Origin of the sequence: Corynebacterium imitans, from assembly GCF_000739455.1 — a bacterium.
In the GTDB taxonomy this organism is placed as follows: Bacteria; Actinomycetota; Actinomycetes; order Mycobacteriales; family Mycobacteriaceae; genus Corynebacterium; species Corynebacterium imitans.
Genome location: NZ_CP009211.1, coordinates 258,170 through 273,109 on the forward strand (window position 1 = coordinate 258,170; position 14,940 = coordinate 273,109).

Genomic DNA, 14,940 nt, shown 5'->3' on the forward strand with positions numbered 1-14,940 from the left:
GGCTTACCAACCAAAGGTTGACACATTAAGGGGTACTGGAAGGGGTACCCTCAACAAAGCTGGTGCAAGGTGTCCAAAGTCACAAATGCGCGTAGGGGAACCTGGCAAGGTTGAAATCTGCTGGGAGTATGGAGCGATCCGCAAAAGATATGCTCATTGTGGGAGGTGGGAGGGGGTCTCTCGGCGTGCAAAGCGGACAATAAAGTATGTGACAAGACCAAAGGTTGCCTACAGTAGTAGCGACACTGGAGGTGCCATGACTGTACAAAACGCAGACCGTGAAGCAATTCGTCACGGAAAAATCACTGAGAAGCCGCTGCGCGAGCGGCCGTCCTACCCAACGTGGGCTTTGAAGCTGACCATGGCCATCACTGGCCTTATTTTTGGTCTTTTCGTGCTTGGCCACATGGTGGGCAACCTGAAGATCTTTATGCCGCTCGATGCGAACGGGGAGGCGCCGATTGATGCATACGGCCGCTTCCTGCGCGAGATGGGCGAGCCGTTGTTCCCGCACGAGGGCTTCCTGTGGATCGTCCGCATTGTGCTGCTTGCCTGCCTGGTGCTGCACATCTGGGGCGCATTCGCGCTGAAGTCGCGCTCGGCGAAGTCCCGCGGCAAGTTCAAGCGCACGGGCCTGATGGGTGGCTGGCAGTCCACCGCCACCCGCTGGATGCTGGTGACCGGCGTTATTTTGCTGCTGTTCATCATCTTCCACCTGCTGGACCTCACGGTCGGCCAGGTCGTCGCCTCTGAGCAGTTCATGCACGGTGAGGTGCGCAACAACCTGCTCGCCACGTTTGCGCCTGAGCGCTGGTACGTCACCCTGTTCTATGTAGTGGCCAACCTTGCGCTGCTGCTGCACCTGACCCACGGCATCTACCTCGCTGTCTCCGACCTCGGTTGGCTGGGCGAGCGCGGCCGCGGCCTGATGGTGCTGCTGGCATACGTCCTTCCGTTCATCGTGGTCATCGGCAACGTTGTGATGCCGATCGCCATCATGCTCGGCTGGGTCCCAGGCTTTTCCCGGTAACGGCTGATAGAGGAGAATTACAACTATGACTACCGCATTCAACGCCAACCAGGGCGCACAGAGCGGCGAAGCCGACACCACTGTCACCGCTGCCCAGGACACCGCACAGGGCTTCCGCCAGCCGGAGTCCGTCGCGCCTGGTGTGACCCCGGGTCACGTCCTCGAGTCCAACGAGCCGAACCGCGACGAGGTCCGGATGAAGGACATGTGGGCCTACCAGAAGGACCACATGAACCTGGTCTCCCCGCTGAACCGTCGCAAGTTCACCGTGCTCGTAGTCGGCACCGGCCTGTCCGGCGGTGCTGCAGCTGCCGCGCTCGGTGAGCTGGGCTACAACGTCAAGGCGTTCACCTACCACGACGCACCGCGTCGTGCGCACTCCATCGCTGCGCAGGGTGGCGTGAACTCCGCCCGCGGCAAGAAGGTGGACAACGACGGCGCGTACCGCCACACCAAGGACACCGTCAAGGGCGGCGACTACCGCTGCCGCGAGTCCGACTGCTGGCGTCTGGCCATCGAGTCGGTCCGCGTGATCGACCACATGAACGCCATCGGCGCACCGTTTGCCCGTGAGTACGGCGGCACCCTGGCCACCCGTTCCTTCGGTGGCGTGCAGGTCTCCCGTACCTACTACACCCGTGGCCAAACGGGCCAGCAGCTGCAGCTGTCCACCGCGTCGGCACTGCAGCGCCAGATCCACCTGGGCAACGTGGAGATCTTCACCCACAACGACCTGATGGACCTGGTCATCACGGAAGAGGACGGCAAAAAGCGCTGCCGCGGCATTGTCACCCGCAACCTGATTAACGGCGAGATCGTGCCGTTTACCGGCCACGCTGTCATCCTGGCTACCGGCGGTTACGGCAACGTCTACCACAAGACCACCCTGGCGAAGAACTCCAACTCTTCCGCCATGATGCGCGCCTACGAGCGCGGCGCTTACCTCGCCTCCCCGGCGTTTATCCAGTTCCACCCGACTGGTCTGCCGGTGAACGCAGAGTGGCAGGCGAAGACGACGCTGATGTCGGAGTCGCTGCGTAACGACGGTCGTATTTGGACCCCGAAGGAGAAGGGCGACGACCGCGATCCGAAGGACATTCCGGAAGAGGAGCGCGATTACTTCCTCGAGCGCCGCTACCCTGCGTTCGGCAACCTGGTGCCGCGTGACGTGGCATCCCGCGCCATCTCCCAGCAGCTCAACGCCGGCTACGGCGTGGGCCCGCTGCACAACTCCGCGTACCTGGACTTCGCCGACGCAATCGAGCGCCTCGGCGAGGACACGATCCGCGAGCGCTACTCCAACCTGTTCGAGATGTACCTGGACTCCACCGGCGAGGACCCGTACAAGGCTCCGATGCGTATCGCCCCGACCGTCCACTTCACCATGGGCGGCCTGTGGACCGACTTCAACGAGATGACGTCCATCGACGGCCTGTTCGCCGCCGGTGAGTGCTCCTGGACCTACCACGGCGCGAACCGCCTGGGCGCGAACTCCCTGCTGTCGGCTTCCGTCGATGGCTGGTTCACCCTGCCGTTTACGGTGCCGAACTACCTGGCCAACCACCTCGGCGAGGAGCGCCTGGCGGAGGACGCACCGGAGGTCGCCGAGGCTGTCAACCGCGCCAAGGACATGGTCGAGCAGATCATGAACGTCAAGGGCAATGACCCGCACGGCCCGGAGTACTTCCACAAGCAGCTCGGCGAGATCCTCTACGAGCACTGTGGTGTCTCCCGTACCGTTGAGGGCCTGCAGGAGGGCATCAAGAAGATCCGCGCCCTGCGCGAGGACTTCCGTGCCAACATCTCCGTCCCGGGCTCCGCTGATGAGATGAACCAGACGCTCGAGGCCGCACTCCGCCTGGCTGACTACATCAACCTGGGCGAGCTCATGTGCATCGACGCGCTTGACCGCGACGAGTCCTGCGGTGCGCACTACCGCATGGATCACCTCTCCGAGGACGGCGAGGCTGAGCGTGACGACGAGAACTGGTGCTTCGTCTCCGCGTGGGAGCCGGCTGGCGAGGGCGAGTTCATTCGCCACGCAGAACCCCTGTACTTTGATTCGATCCCGCTGATGACAAGGAACTACAAGTAATGAAACTGACACTTGAGATCTGGCGTCAGGCCGGACCCGACACTGACGGGCACTTTGAGACGGTGCAGGTAGATGACGCCGTCGAGCAGATGTCCATCCTGGAGCTCCTCGACCACGTGAACAACAACCTGGTCGAGGAAGGCAAGGAGCCCTTCGTCTTCGCCTCTGACTGCCGCGAGGGCATCTGTGGCACCTGTGGCCTGAGCGTGAACGGCCGCCCGCACGGCGCCGACACGAACATCACGGCCTGCCTGCAGCGCCTGTACAACTACAACGACGGCGACACGCTGAAGATCGAGCCCTTCCGCTCCGGCGCGTTCCCGGTGATCAAGGACCTCACCGTGGATCGCTCCGCACTGGACCGCGTGATGCAGCAGGGCGGCTACGTCTCCGTCAACGCCGGTACTGCACCGGACGCCGACACGCTGGCTGTCAACCACCACGACGCGGAGACCGCGCTGGACTACGCCGCCTGCATCGGCTGCGGTGCCTGCGTGGCTGCCTGCCCGAACGGTGCTGCGCACCTGTTCACGGGCGCGAAGCTCAAGCACCTGAAGCTGCTGCCCTTGGGCAAGCAGGAGCGCGGCCGTCGTGCCCGCAACATGGTCGACGAGCTGGAGACCAACTTCGGCCACTGCTCGCTCTACGGCGAGTGTGCGGATGTGTGCCCGGCGGGTATCCCGCTGGACGCGGTCGGCGCAATCAACGCCGAGCGTGCGCGCGCAGCCTTCCGCGGTGGCGACGACTAGGCCGTCGTATAATGACGACAGAGTATTGACCGAGTATTTGACGCAGGACTAGAGAAAAGAGTCATCATGGCTTCCGAGCACGCTGTTGCAGACATCAGGAGCGAATCCTTCCCGGACTACGAGCCGGCTATTCAGGACACCTACATTGAGGGCTACGACCCGGTTTCCCTCGCCGCGCCCCATGCATCGCTGAACAAGCACGCCACCTGGATCTCGATGGGGCTGATCCTGGCCTCCTTGCACGGTTTCGGTATGGCTGTGTGGGGCGGTGCCGCAATGCTCTACGGCTTCGGCGCTCAGCAGCACGACTACGCCCAGATCATGCTCATCATCGGCGTGGTTGAGATGGTCCTCACCCTCGTCGGCGGTGCTGCCCTGTTGGGCGTGGGTCGTAAGGACTACAAGGCTTACCGCAAGGCCACCGGCCGCGTGAACTAGTCACTGCGCCAAATCTTAAACTCCCCGTCCGGGAACGCAGAGGTTCTCGGGCGGGGAGTTTTGCGTGCGCGGCCACTCGTGACTTGAGTCGAGCCCGCAGTACCTGCCCTGCCATAATCGGGGTATGGCTCAGCACGCGCTCATGCCCGCGCCCGCGAATGAAGAGGCGCGGCGGCGGACTTTAAGAAACCACAAGATCTTCGTTACCAGCCTGCTTGGGCTGATGGCGGTGATCTTCCTATCCTGCTCCTGGTGGCAATCCACCGGTAGCGCGCCCGCCTGGGTGGGGTATGTGCGCGCGGCCGCGGAGGCCGGCATGGTCGGCGGGCTCGCCGACTGGTTCGCCGTGACCGCCCTGTTCCGCTATCCCATGGGCATCCCGATCCCGCACACGGCGATTATCCCCAACAAGAAGGACCAGGTCGCCGACGCGCTCAGCGAGTTCGTGAGCGAGAACTTCCTCAACGCACAGACGATCACGCAGAAGGTGATGGAGGCCAAGCTGCCCGAGCGCGTCGGCGCGTGGCTCGCGCAGCCTGCAAACGCCGAACGCGTGAGCGAAGAGGTCGGCGTCTTCACCGTCCGCCTGGTGCGCGGCATCAACCCGGCGGATGCGGAGGCACTCATCAACACGCAGCTGATAGACCGGCTCGCGGAGCCGACGTGGGGCCCGCCGCTCGGCCGCGCGCTCGACGGCTTCATCGCGGACGGCAAGGCCGAACCCATCGTGGATGACATCATCGCCTGGTCCCGCACCAAGCTCGGTGGGATGGAGGAGAGCATCATCACGCTTATCGACGAGCGCATGCCCCGCTGGGCCCCCAAGTTTGCCAAGGACCTGGTGGGGGAGAAGGTCTATTCCGAGCTGGTGAAGTTCATGGCCGAGGTAGACCATGACCCGAATCACGAGGCCCGCCGCGCGATCCGCCGCCAGCTCAACCAGTTCGCCCAGGACCTGCAGTTCGACGGCGAGATGATCGCGCGCGTCGAGGCGCTGAAGACCGACGTGATGGGCTCGAACGCAGTGACCGCTGCCGCGGGCAACATCTGGGAGCAGGTCTCCGAGGCACTCATCGCCAACGCCTCGGATGCGGACAGCTTGCTGCGCCGCAAGGTGGCCAGCGCCGCGCAGGAGTGGGGCGAGAAGCTGGCGCACGACGAAAAGGTGCGCGCCGCGGCAGAGGAGAAGCTGGAGAAGGCGGTGCACTACGCCGCCGACAACGGCGCGGACCAGATCGTCGGCATTATTGCGGAGACGATCCAGCGCTGGGACGGTCGCGAGGCTTCCGACAAAATCGAGCTGATGGTGGGCAAGGACCTGCAGTTCATTCGCCTCAACGGCACGATCGTGGGTGCGCTCGCCGGTCTGGTTATTTACACTGTGTCTCAACTGCTCTTTTTCTAACAAAGGATGATTCATGACTGAGAACACTTCCTCGGGTAAGCACGCCGCACACGAAGAGAACACCGCCGCCGACGGGCTGCGCGCCAACCTGCGCGACGCAGGCCAGGCCCTGCTTGCCGCCGGTTCCTCGCTCGGCTCGCTGCTGAGCAAGCAGGCGGGCAAGTACGCCGAGGACCTGCCGGGCAAGCTCAAGGCAGCCACCGCCAGCGCGCGCGAGCGCCTGGATAGCGCCTCGGATGAGAGCGAGGTGCGCGCGGCGGCCTCCAACTTTGTTGCCGAGGCGGAGAAGCAGTTCCAGGCCTTCCAGAAGCGCGACCTGGAGCTTTCCGACGAGGTCATGGCCACCCTGCGCAGCACGGTGGAGGATGTGCGCGGCACGTTTAACAGCAAGATTGATGAGCTGCGCGCCAAGGACACCGACGGCGTGCTCGAGGACGTCCGCCAGCGTCTGGAAGCGCTGTTCGGGCGCGTGCAGGAGCAGTTTGCGGGCAAGGATGAGACGCCGGATATCATCGAGGGCGAAATCGTTGCCGAGGATGGAAAGTAACCCATGCCCATTCCCTTTGACTTGAGCACGGTCGGACTGATCGTGTCGATCCCGAACATGGTGAGCGCCGCGCTGTTCCTCGTGGTGGGGATCGCAGGCTTCGTCGGCCTCTACTTCGCGGCCACCACTCGCCCGGACGCTTTCGAAGCCGCGGATCGGCAGTCCAAGGGTGCCTGGTGCGCGATCCTGGGCCTGTCCGGGTTGGTGTGCCTGCTCAGCTTCCCGTTCGTGATGTGGTTCGGTGCCGTGGCGATCGGCATCTACTGGTTTGATGTCAAGCCGCAGATCGACGGCATCCTCAACGGCAACTACGGCTACTAGGGTGCTCTCACACGCTGATGAACGATATAGAGTGGCTGGCCACCCGCTGCGGCACCTTTGTCGCTGGGAGGCCTTTTTCTCTCCCTGCAGCCCCAGGGACGGCCGGGCTGGTCGTGGAGCCGACCCAGATCCCGCAGGCGGTGCGCACCGGTCTTGAGGTGATCGCCGTGGTGGGCTGGCCCACGGGCCGCCACCACAGCGTGATTAAGGCCGTCGAAGCACGACTCGCGGTGGAAGCAGGCGCGGACGCGCTGTGGCTCGCCTTGGACCCCGATGCCGCGCCTGAGGCCATGCTTGCCGACGCCATCGCGGTCCACCAATCCCTCACCGTTGAAGTCGGCATCGTGTGCCCCGGCACGCCCGATCCGGCCGTGGTGCGCGTCGCCGAGCAGCTCGGCGCGTCGTGCCTGGCGGTGCCCGCGTCCGCCCCGCTGCCCGAAACCTCCCTGGACATCTGCGTCTTTAATGCCGAGCCGGGGCAGGAGGCCGCGATCGAGTGGCTGGAGGCGGGCGCGGCCCGCGTGTTCGCTCGCCCCGCTTAGGCCTGCCTAGGCCCCGAAGTTTTGGCCCTGCATCTGTTGCAGGTCGTTGAAGTTCACGTTCTCGCCAGCCATGGTCACGCGCACCCCGCCGGGGACGACCGTGAACTCTTCGATGCGCAGCTGGCCGGCCCCCTGGTTTTCCATGCCCTGGTTCATCGCGTCGCTCAGCGCGCCTGCGGCCTCGTCTGGCAGGTCGAAGCCGAAGAGCTTGGTGCCGGTGGCCTCGAAGCGCATCTGCCCACCCTCGGTGACCGGCTTGAGGTCCAGGCTGGCCACCCCGCCGCTGAACGCGATGTGGATGGTGCCCGCCTCGGGGTCGGTGTTGACGTCGGAGACGTTGATGATGTCGCTGAGGAAGGAGTCCTCGCCCATCTGCTCGCGGAGCTGCTGGTTGAGCATGGCGCGGATCAGCTCGTTGGTCAGTTCGGTGTCCAGGCGCAGGGAATCAGCGATCGGCTCGCCGGAGCCGTAGCGCATATTGTCCATCTGCACGTGGGAGGCGGGTTCGCCGTAGATCTCGTCGCCGTTGACCACCAGAGTCGACGGTGTCTCGATGTCGATGTGCGGCAGCTTGCCGGAGGCGAGCCCGAAGATCACCGGTTGGGGGCCAAAGGACACCTTCGGCTCGGCCGGCTCAGCCTCGCTACTGGCGTCAGACTGCGCGCCCGCCGAGTACTCGGAGGTGATTTGGTTGGCCATGAACATGCGGATCCCGCCCTCGGCGATGAGCAGGAGGACCAGTAGCACGGCAAGGATGCCGACGATGACTTTCCACGCAGTTTTCATGCGGCCTAGTGTACGGCAGGGGCCACGGCCGCCCAGTCCACGGTGAGCACGTTGTCCCGCAGGGGCCGGCGCACAGGCTGGATGGGCCAGCCCGAGGAGATGAGCTCCTTGCGGGCTTCGCGCCAACGCACCCGGGGCCCGTAGGGTTCGAAGGCGGCGGCGTGGGCGTAGGCGGCGTCGGCGTCGGCAAGCAGGGCGTGGATGCGCTCGCCCGGCACATTGCGGTGAATGAGCGCCTTCGGCAGGCGCTCGGCGACATCGCCTGGGGTGGTCACGTCGAAGGGGTCCCAGGCGAGGGTAAGCGAGCGCGGCCCGGAGGCGTCGAGAAGCACCCAGGTGGCGCGGCGGCCGAGCTCATCGCAGGTGCCCTCGATGAACATGCCGCCGGGGGCCAGGCGGTTACAGACGGTGCGCCAGGCCTTATCGACTTCGGCGACGTCGTACTGGCGCAGCACGTTGAAGGCGCGCACGAGGTGCGGCCGGTAGCCGGCGAGCTCGAAGCCGCCGAGCTCGAAGCACACCCCGTCGCGCGGCGGCAGCACCCTATCGGGGTGGATTTCCAAGCCCACGACCTCGGTGGACGGGGTGATGCGGCGCAGCCAGCGCGCCCACTCGACGGTGGTGGTGTGCGAGGCACCGTAGCCCACGTCGAGCGCGAGCGGGGACGGTGCGCTCCGCAACAGGGAGCGGATCGCCGGGTTGTAAAAGGCCCAGCGATCGCAACGGCGCAGGCGGTTATACCCGGTCGTGCCGCGGGTGATCACCCCGTACGGCCTGCCGGGACCGGCCTGCGCCCGAAGGTTGTGGTGGTGCGGGGAGATTTACAGGTTCTCCGCAATCCACTGCTCGGTGAGCTTGGCCTCGTTCTCCACGATCTCCTCGAGCGCCTCGGCCACCTTCGGCTCGAGCGCAGCGCCCATGAACGGGATGTCCACCTTCGCCTCGTTGTCGTAGGCCAGGGTGGTGGTCTCGCCCTCGCCGGTCATGGTGATCTCGCCGGAGAAGTCGACCGGGGTGCCCTTCACATCACCGGTGAAGGTGTGCTTGGCGGTGTTGCCGTCCAGCTTGCCGACGTTGACCACGCGCTTGAGCTTGAGGTCCTGGCTGATCATTGCCTGCGCGGCCTCGGGCAGGATGGACTTTGGCAGCACCTCAAACAGGGTGGCGGTCTCACCGGTGAACTCGTGCAGCTGGCCCGGCTCCGGGGAGAGCTTCTCCGCGATGAACTCCCAGTACGCCTGGGTAGCGTAGGCTTCGGCGACCTTCTCGGCCGGCTGGTTGATGGTTACGGTGGTTTCACTACGTGCAGTCATGATGAACAGACTACCGTTGGTGGGGTGTCTGATTCATCTTTCGCCTCTCTGACCACGCTCCGCGTCGGCGGCACCCCCGCTGACCTGATCCGTTGCACACACGCCGAGGAGCTCGCCGCCACCGTCGCGCGCCTCGATGCGGCGGGCACCCCACTGCTGGTGGTGGGCGGCGGCTCGAACCTGCTCGTGGCGGAGGGGCAGTTGGACATCGTTGCGGTTGTCGCGCAAAACGCAGGCATTTCGCTTCTCGACGCCACCTCGTCCCCCTCCCACGCCACGCTGCGCATCGGCGCGGGCACCGTGTGGGACGACGTGGTGGCCTACGCGGTTGAGCACGGACTGGCTGGCATCGAAGCTTTGTCCGGCATCCCCGGCTCGGCGGGTGCCACCCCGGTGCAGAACGTGGGGGCCTACGGCGCGGAGATCGCCGACGTGCTCACCCGCGTGCGCCTGTACAACCGCGAGACGAACAAGGACGAGTGGGTGCCCGCAAGCGCACTGGAGCTGGCGTACCGCTACTCCAACCTGAAGTTCACTAACCGCGCCGTGGTCCTCGAGCTAGAGATCGAGCTGGAGCGCCGCGAGCTTTCCGCCCCGCTGCGCCACTTGGGCGGCAAGCGCGTCCCGCTCGCCGAGGCACGTGCCTCAGTGCTTGAAACACGCAGGCAGAAGGGGATGGTGCTGGATCCGGAAGACCACGACACATGGTCGGCCGGCTCCTTTTTCACCAACCCCGTCGTGGATACTGCGCTGGCGGACGCGATCGAACGCGAGGTCGGCGAGGAGGGCATGCCGCGCTTTGCCCAGCCGGACGGCAAAGAGAAGCTGTCGGCGGCCTGGCTTATCGAGCGCGCAGGCTTCCCGCGCGGCTTCCCGGGCGAGGACGCGCCGGCGCGGCTGTCCACAAAGCACACGCTCGCCCTGACCAACCGTGGTCGGGCGAGCGCGGATGATATTGCGGACTTGGCACGGCGGGTGCAGCGTGGCGTCGAGAAGCGCTTTGGCGTAGCCCTGGTGCCTGAGCCCGTGTGGGTGGGCCTTTAGCCCAGCATGCGCAGCAGGTCCTCGCGGACCTCGCGGCGGCGGATCTTGCCCATCTGATCGCGCGCGAGCTCCTCGAAGTGGTAGAAGGTGCGCGGCACCTTGTACCGGGTGAGGTTCTCGCGTGCGTGATCCTTCAGGCCCTCCGGGTCCAGCGCGGCACCGTCACGCAGCACCACGCAGGCGACGACATCTTCGGAGCCATCCTCGCGGGGGCGGCCCACCACGGCGACGTCAACCACGTCGCGGTGCTTGCGCATGACCTCCTCCACCTCGGCGGGGTAGACATTGAACCCGCCGGTGATGATGAGTTCCTTGATGCGCGAGACCAGCTTGATAAAGCCGTCTTCTTCCATCACGCCCATGTCCCCGGTGCGGAACCAGCCATCGTGGAAGGCGCGCTCGGTGGCCTCGGGGTTGTTGAGGTAGCCGCCGAAGACCTGGGGGCCCTTCGCCAGGATTTCGCCCTCCTCGCCGTAGGGCATGTCCTCATCCAGGTTCTTTTCGTTGGCGATACGGATCTGGGTATCCGGGAAGGGGATGCCGATGTAGCCGGGGCGGCGGTCCGCGGTGCGCGGGTTGCCCACGATGATCGGCGAAGTCTCGGTCAGCCCGTAGCCCTCCACGAGGTGGCCGCTGGTAATGGCCTCCCACTCCTCAATGACCTCGGCGGGCAGGGAGGAAGCACCGGAGAAGCCGATCTTCACCTTGGACATGTCCACGTTCTGCTCGCGCGCGGTCTTCACGATGCGCTCGAACACGGTGGGTACGCCCGGGATGAAGCTCGGCGGGCGCTTCTTCAGCGCGCGCATGATCAGGTCCATCTTCGGGGCCGGGAGCAGGACGAGTTCGCTGCCCACCAGCATCATCAGCGTGAGCGAGAAGGTCAGGCCGTAGGCGTGGAAGAAAGGCAGCGTGGCCAGCATGCGCTGGCCAGGCTCCTGCAGCTCCTTGACCCAAGCGCGGCCCTGCACCGGGTTGGCGTGCAGGTTGGCGTGGGTGAGCACCGCCCCCTTCGGCGCGCCTGTGGTGCCCGAGGTATAGAGCACCACGGCGGGCGAATCTGGGGTCAGCGTCTCCGGAATTTCCAGGTCCGTGCCCTCGCCCCCGATGGCGGAGCCGGTCAGCGCTTCAAAGGGGACCGTGTTGGTGCAAGGCCCGGTCAGCTGGGCGCGCGCGTCGCGGATCTTCGGGATCGGGATGCGCAGGGCGAGGCGCTGCAGCCGCGGCATGGCGCGGGTCATGTCCACGCTGACCACCGTTTCCAGCGCAGTATCCGCACGTAGCTTCTCCAGCGTGTCCGCGGTTTTATCCCACACGATGGCGATGCGGGCACCGTGGTCAGCGAACTGGGGGCGCAGCTCGTTGGCCGTGTAGAGCGGGTTGTGCTCCACCACCACGCCGCCGAGCAGCTGGACGGCGTAGAAGGCGACGATGTGCTGCGGGCAGTTCGGCAGCATGATGGCCACGCGGTCGCCCTCGCGCACACCGAAGGCCTTTAAGCCCGCGGCGGCGCGGCGCACATCGCGGTCCAGCTCGGCGAAGGTGAGCGTGCGGCCGAAGAAGGTTGCCGCAGGCTTGTGGGCGTTCTTCTCCAGGTTCTGCTGGTACATCTCCGGCAGGGTCGTGGTGCCGTACTCCAAGTGGTGGGCGGTCCACTCCGGGTAGTACTGAAGCCAGGGCTTTTCTTGGTTCGGATCGGGGGTTGCGCCAGTGTTGGGTGGTTGCACTGTGGAAGACATGCCACACACCTTACGCTCCCGTAGCTTTCGGGGTGCGGCGCGCGCTTAGCTGTCGGCGTTCAGCATGCCCATGAGCGTCTCCTGCACTTCTCGACGCCGCACCTTCCCCGTCTGGTCGCGGTTAAGTTCCTCAAAGTGGTAGAAGGTGCGCGGCACCTTGTAGCGGGTGAGCCTTTCGCGCGCGTACTCCTTCATCCCGTCCGGGTCCAGCGCCGCACCGTCGCGAAGCGTCACGCACGCCACTACATCCTCCGAGCCGTCTTCGCGCGGGCGGCCGACCACCGCGATGTCGGTGATGTCCGGGTGCTCGCGCATGACCTGCTCCACCTCGTCCGGGTAGACGTTGAAGCCGCCGGTGATGATGATCTCCTTGATGCGGGCGACCAGCTTGATCCACCCGTCTTCCTCCATGACCGCCATGTCGCCGGTGCGGAACCAGTCCTCGTGGAAGGCGCGCTCGGTGGCCTCCGGCTTGTTCAGGTAGCCGGAGAAGACCTGCGGGCCGCGGGCAAGCAGCTCGCCGGGCTCGCCGAAAGGCATCGTCTCTGCCGGATTCTCCGGGTTGGCAATGCGGATATCGGTGTTGGGGAACGGTAGGCCGATGTAGCCGGGCCTGCGGGAGCCGTCCAGCGGGTTGCCGGCCAGGATGGGCGAGGTCTCGGTGAGCCCGTAGCCCTCGATCAGGCGGCCGCCGGTGGCCTGCTCCCAGCGCTCGATGGTGGGGGCGGGCAGGGTCGCCGCGCCGGAGATGGAGGTGTGGATAGAGGAGAGGTCCGCGTTCGATTCCAGCGCCCAATCGATGATGCGGTCGTAGAGCGTAGGTACGCCGGGCAGGACAGTGGGGCGCGTCTTAGTAATAGCGGGCTGGTAGAGCTCCGGCTTCGGCGCGGGCACGAGCACCATCTGCCCGCCACAGGTCAAAGGCAGGCCGTAGTTAAGGGCGAAGCCGTAGATGTGGAACAGCGGCAGGATGGCGAGCACCTTTTCCTCCACCGCGCCCCAGTTCTCCAGCCAGGAGAGACCAGCTGTGAGCACGGAGACGATGTTGCGGTGGGTCAGCGGCACGCCCTTGGGCTCGCCGGTGGTGCCGGAGGTGTAGATCATGATCGCGGTGTCTTCCGGCTCCACCTGCGGCGTGGGCACCGCCTGCTGCGGCGTGGCAATCAGGCTGGAGAAGCTGATCGTGCCGGGCGCGGGCTTGCTGAGCTCCTTGCGCTTGGACTTGATCGGGCCGATCGGGATGGACAGCACTGCCTTGGTGGTCCAGGGCATTTCCTCGATCATGTTGACCGAGATGACCGTTTCCAGCGGGGTTTGCTCGGTCAGCGTGGTAAAGGTCTCCGCCTGCCGGTCAAAGACGACGGCCACCTTCGCCCCGTGATCTAGGAACTGGCTGCGCAGCTCGTAGGCGGTGTACAGCGGATTGTGCTCCACTGCGGTGGCGCCGAGGCGGAGGATTGCGGTCACCGCGATGATGTGCTGCGGGCAGTTCGGCAGGGCGACTGCGACCCGGTCGCCGGGGCGCACCCCGAGGCCGTAAAGCTGCGCGGCGAAGCGGGAGACCTTGGTGTTGAGTTCCTCGTAAGTAAGCGTCTTACCCATGAACCACGTGGCGGGATTCTTCGGCGTGGTGGCCATGACCCGGTTGAACATGCTGACCAGCGTGTCGCTCCCGACCTTGGGGTTCGGGTCGGTCCATGCCGCGTACTGCGTAATCCAGGGCCTGGCGGTCTCGTGCGCTCCCATGCGTCGTATCTCCTTAGTTGGTGGCAACTAACAGGGTGCGAGTATAACCTACGCAACTGTAGGTTTGTGGGCTTCTGAGAAAATTATTCGCTCCCGTTGCAGGCTCCACGACCCTGGCTTAGGCTTGGTGCCCAACTACATACGAGGGGAAATTGGGGGGAAATTTTTCATGACCACTTATGCTGGGCCCGCTGGGCACACAGGGCGTACTGCGCACAGCGACAACACCGTCGAGCTCGCGCCGCCGCCCGCGCTCGACCACTCCAACCTGGTCGACCCGGTCAAGGCACCGCCGAAAGCCGGCTGGCGCAAACTTGTCCACGCCGCCAGCCGAGGCAGGATCAACCCGGGCGGGTCGCGCAAGGAGCTCGAGTACGAGCGGCTCATTAGCGCGATCCGCGCCCCGCTGCGCGGCGACTACCGTATCGCGGTGATGAGCCTGAAAGGTGGGGTGGGCAAAACCACGACCACAGTGGCGCTCGGCGGCATCTTCGCCGAGACCCGCGGCGACCGGGTCATCGCCATCGACGCCAACCCGGACCTGGGCACACTCGCCCAGCGCGCGGCAGCAATCACCCCGGCTACTATCCGCGACCTGCTCGCCGCGCCGGACACCTCGCGCTACCCGCAGGTGCGCGCCTTTACCAACCAGGCCACCTCCCGGCTCGAGGTCATCGGCTCCGAGCGCGACCCGGCGGTCTCCGAGGCTTTCTCGGAGCTGGACTACCGCCGCTCCATCGACATCCTGCAGCACCACTACAACGTGATCCTCACCGACTGCGGCACCGGCCTGATGCACTCCGCGATGGCCGGCGTGCTCGACCTGGCCAACGCGCTTGTGCTGGTCACCTCGCCCGCGCTCGACGGGGCACAGTCCGCCTCGGCCACCCTGGACTGGCTCAACCTGCACGGCTACGATCAGCTGGCCGCGAACTCCACCGTGGTCATCTCCGCGGCCGCGCCGGGCAGGCCCACCATCGACACAGCAAAGCTTTCCGCGCACTTCGCCTCCCGCGCCCGGGCGGTTCACACGATCCCGTACGATAGGCACCTTGCCGAAGGCGCGGTAGTGGACCTCGACCGGCTGGCCACTGACACCAAGCGGGCATACCAGCACCTCGCCGCCGACATGGCCAGCGATTTCGGCGCCTGGCACAAGCACGCCGCCCACTAAGTACGCTTGGG

At 65.5% G+C, this 14,940-nt stretch carries 15 protein-coding genes; 10 read left to right on the forward strand and 5 right to left on the reverse strand.

All coding sequences use genetic code 11. The features are described from left to right. Positions 1-256: 256 nt before the first annotated feature. From CIMIT_RS01160 to CIMIT_RS11970, 8 genes are all read left to right on the forward strand, one after another. Positions 257-1,030 (forward strand): succinate dehydrogenase cytochrome b subunit, encoded by a 774-nt coding sequence (locus CIMIT_RS01160; RefSeq protein WP_038587973.1) that lies wholly within the window; start codon positions 257-259, stop codon positions 1,028-1,030. A 25-nt stretch (positions 1,031-1,055) separates the two neighbouring features. Then, positions 1,056-3,125, forward strand: a complete 2,070-nt coding sequence (locus CIMIT_RS01165) for a fumarate reductase/succinate dehydrogenase flavoprotein subunit (RefSeq protein WP_038587976.1) — start codon at positions 1,056-1,058, stop codon at positions 3,123-3,125. Further along, positions 3,125-3,874 (forward strand): succinate dehydrogenase/fumarate reductase iron-sulfur subunit, encoded by a 750-nt coding sequence (locus CIMIT_RS01170; RefSeq protein ID WP_038587979.1) that lies wholly within the window; start codon positions 3,125-3,127, stop codon positions 3,872-3,874. Before CIMIT_RS01165 ends, CIMIT_RS01170 begins: the two co-directional genes overlap by 1 nt. 66 nt (positions 3,875-3,940) lie before the next feature. Next, complete coding sequence (locus tag CIMIT_RS01175; RefSeq protein WP_038587982.1) at positions 3,941-4,312, forward strand: hypothetical protein; 372 nt, start codon at positions 3,941-3,943, stop codon at positions 4,310-4,312. 124 nt (positions 4,313-4,436) lie between these two features. Next, positions 4,437-5,717, forward strand: coding sequence for a DUF445 domain-containing protein (locus CIMIT_RS01180; RefSeq protein ID WP_038587986.1), 1,281 nt, complete (start codon positions 4,437-4,439; stop codon positions 5,715-5,717). Between the two features lie 13 nt (positions 5,718-5,730). Further along, a complete protein-coding gene (locus tag CIMIT_RS01185) occupies positions 5,731-6,264 on the forward strand; it encodes a CGLAU_01105 family protein (RefSeq protein ID WP_038587989.1) in 534 nt (177 codons plus the stop codon). Between the two features lie 57 nt (positions 6,265-6,321). After that, the gene (locus tag CIMIT_RS01190; protein ID WP_038593615.1) at positions 6,322-6,585 is read left to right on the forward strand and encodes a DUF2516 family protein; all 264 of its coding nucleotides are present in this window, start codon (positions 6,322-6,324) and stop codon (positions 6,583-6,585) included. A gap of 17 nt (positions 6,586-6,602) precedes the next feature. Further along, complete coding sequence (locus tag CIMIT_RS11970) at positions 6,603-7,127, forward strand: hypothetical protein (RefSeq protein WP_144311789.1); 525 nt, start codon at positions 6,603-6,605, stop codon at positions 7,125-7,127. 6 nt (positions 7,128-7,133) lie between these two features. Here the strand turns inward: CIMIT_RS11970 and CIMIT_RS01200 are convergent, their stop codons facing one another. The 3 genes from CIMIT_RS01200 to CIMIT_RS01210 are packed head-to-tail and all read right to left on the reverse strand — an operon-like array spanning position 7,134 to position 9,226. After that, complete coding sequence (locus tag CIMIT_RS01200; RefSeq protein ID WP_038587992.1) at positions 7,134-7,913, reverse strand: LmeA family phospholipid-binding protein; 780 nt, start codon at positions 7,911-7,913, stop codon at positions 7,134-7,136. Between the two features lie 5 nt (positions 7,914-7,918). Continuing rightward, entirely contained in the window at positions 7,919-8,734 is an 816-nt protein-coding gene (locus CIMIT_RS01205) for a methylase (RefSeq protein ID WP_038587995.1), read from the reverse strand. Beyond that, complete coding sequence (locus tag CIMIT_RS01210; RefSeq protein ID WP_038587999.1) at positions 8,735-9,226, reverse strand: DUF2505 domain-containing protein; 492 nt, start codon at positions 9,224-9,226, stop codon at positions 8,735-8,737. It abuts the gene before it with no gap. On the opposite strand from CIMIT_RS01210, the gene CIMIT_RS01215 reads away from it, so the two are divergent. After that, the gene (locus CIMIT_RS01215) at positions 9,188-10,270 is read left to right on the forward strand and encodes a UDP-N-acetylmuramate dehydrogenase (RefSeq protein ID WP_051905000.1); all 1,083 of its coding nucleotides are present in this window, start codon (positions 9,188-9,190) and stop codon (positions 10,268-10,270) included. The genes CIMIT_RS01210 and CIMIT_RS01215 overlap by 39 nt on opposite strands. Here the strand turns inward: CIMIT_RS01215 and CIMIT_RS01220 are convergent. Then, entirely contained in the window at positions 10,267-12,009 is a 1,743-nt protein-coding gene (locus CIMIT_RS01220) for a long-chain-fatty-acid--CoA ligase (RefSeq protein ID WP_051904692.1), read from the reverse strand. The two genes, CIMIT_RS01215 and CIMIT_RS01220, sit on opposite strands and share 4 nt — an antisense overlap. Positions 12,010-12,054: 45 nt before the next feature. Further along, entirely contained in the window at positions 12,055-13,755 is a 1,701-nt protein-coding gene (locus CIMIT_RS01225) for a long-chain-fatty-acid--CoA ligase (protein WP_038588002.1), read from the reverse strand. Between the two features lie 169 nt (positions 13,756-13,924). Between CIMIT_RS01225 and CIMIT_RS01230 the strand changes: the two genes are divergently transcribed. Further along, positions 13,925-14,929, forward strand: coding sequence for a MinD/ParA family ATP-binding protein (locus CIMIT_RS01230; protein ID WP_084674230.1), 1,005 nt, complete (start codon positions 13,925-13,927; stop codon positions 14,927-14,929). Positions 14,930-14,940: the final 11 nt, after the last annotated feature.